Here is a 1840-nt window from a genome sequence, read left to right as displayed (position 1 = left end):
TGAAAGAAGGGAGGGGTTTTTGCCCCTCCTTCTTTCTTTTTTCCTGAAAGCATAAAAACGGGATGGAAAATCAAACTAATCCCTGTAAGGGGGAGAAAATGGTGCGCAAAGTACGTCATCCCGTGAAGATTTCAGACCTTAAAAAAAAGAAAAAAGAGGAACAGGCCAAACAGGCAGAAAAGAAAACGGAAGCCCTCAAAGAGATGAAATTGTCCGGAAAACTGGCTGACAACATCGACACGATCCGCCAGATCCTGGGCGACAGCGATGATCTGGTGATCAGAAACATCATTCTGGCGGGAAACCCGGAAAAAAAGGCAGCCATTGTGTTTATCGACGGACTGGTCAACGCCATGCTCATTGACGGCTACATCCTCAAGAGCCTGATGTTCCATACGCGCCAGCCCACCGACGAAAAATCGGATGAATCCACTCCTCCCCCGCTGATCGATCAGCTGATAAGAAGCGGACTCACCATCAACGAGGTAGGACAGGCCAACGACTTCCAGCAGATCACCCGCAGCCTCCTTTCCGGCGATACCATTCTTCTGGTGGACGGAGAAGAGATGGCGCTGTTCATGAACACCAAGGGGTGGGAGCGCCGCGCGGTGCAGGAACCGAACACTGAATCGGTCGTTCGTGGCCCGCGCGACGGGTTTACCGAGACCATGCGCGTGAACACGGCCCTGATCCGACTGCGGCTCAAAGATCCCGATTTGCGCGTCAAAAATATGACGGTCGGCAAGCGAACCAACACCGATATCGCCATCATTTATATAGACGGTATCGTCGACCCAAAAGTTCTCGAAGCGGTGGTCAACCGGATTCAATCCATCGACATCGATGGCGCCCTGGAAAGCGGCTACCTGGAACAGCTGATCGAGGACAATCACTGGTCCCCCTTTCCCCAAATCCAGAATACCGAGCGTCCGGACAAGGCGGTGGCCAACCTCCTGGAGGGAAAAGTGGTCATCGTCACCGACGGCACACCTTTTGTGCTGATCGCACCGGCTGTCTTCTCGCAGTTTTACCACAGCCCGGAAGATTATTATGAGCGGTTTGGGATCGGCACCTTCATCCGCTTTATCCGCCTGATCAGCATGGCGATGGCGTTGCTCTTGCCTTCCCTGTACATCGCCTTTACCTCGTTTCACCCGGAAATGATCCCGTCCAAACTGGCCATCGCGATGATGGCCGGCCGTGCCACCGTGCCTTTCCCGGCGCTGGTGGAAGCACTGCTGATGGAAATCGCCGTGGAAATCCTGCGGGAAGCCAGTGTCCGGCTGCCCGGTCCGATCGGTCCGACGATCGGCATTGTCGGCGCCCTGATCATCGGTGAGTCGGCCGTTTCAGCGGGGATCATCAGCCCCATTCTGGTCATCATCGTCGGCCTGACAACGGTCGGTTCCTTCGCCTCCCCCAGCTACAGCGCGGCCATCGCCCTGCGGATGTTGCGCTTTCCGATGATGTTGGCCGCCGGCACCTTCGGCCTGCTGGGCATCATGCTGTTTTTGATCGTGATCATCATCCACATCTCCAGTCTCAAGTCGTTCGGCGTTCCCTACATGGCGCCGATTTCGCCAAGCCGTACCTCTGATTTAAAAGATGCACTGATTCGCGCGCCGCTCTTCTGGATGCGGAGCCGCCCAAAAATCATGAGGCCTCGCGACGACAAGCGGGTTGGGTAACCGAGGCGGAAAAGGAGAATCTGAGATGGCTGAACCAGGAAGTCAATCCAACATTGCGCAACGCGTGAACATCGCGAAAGAGGAAGCCGCATACGTGATCTCGCCACGGCAAGTGACCGCCATCCTGACCTGTACGCTAAGCGGGATGGGCG

Annotated in this window: 1 protein-coding gene; it reads left to right on the top strand. The window is 55.7% G+C overall.

The annotated features are described in order from the left end of the window. Positions 1-98 precede the first annotated feature (98 nt). Positions 99-1688 carry a spore gernimation protein gene (locus tag BAA01_12290; protein OUM89822.1) on the top strand — a complete coding sequence of 530 codons (1590 nt, stop codon included), beginning with the start codon at positions 99-101 and terminating at the stop codon, positions 1686-1688. Positions 1689-1840: the final 152 nt, after the last annotated feature.

Source organism: Bacillus thermozeamaize, from assembly GCA_002159075.1.
GTDB lineage: Bacteria > Bacillota > Bacilli > ZCTH02-B2 > ZCTH02-B2 > Bacillus_BB > Bacillus_BB thermozeamaize.
The sequence above is the reverse complement of the archived record's forward strand: the minus strand, read 5'-3'. Positions and strand labels throughout refer to the sequence as shown.

Coding starts and splice junctions, on each gene's coding strand:
- BAA01_12290 (OUM89822.1), top strand. CDS start 99: ATGGTGCGCAAAGTACGTCATCCCGTGAAGATTTCAGACCTTAAAAAA.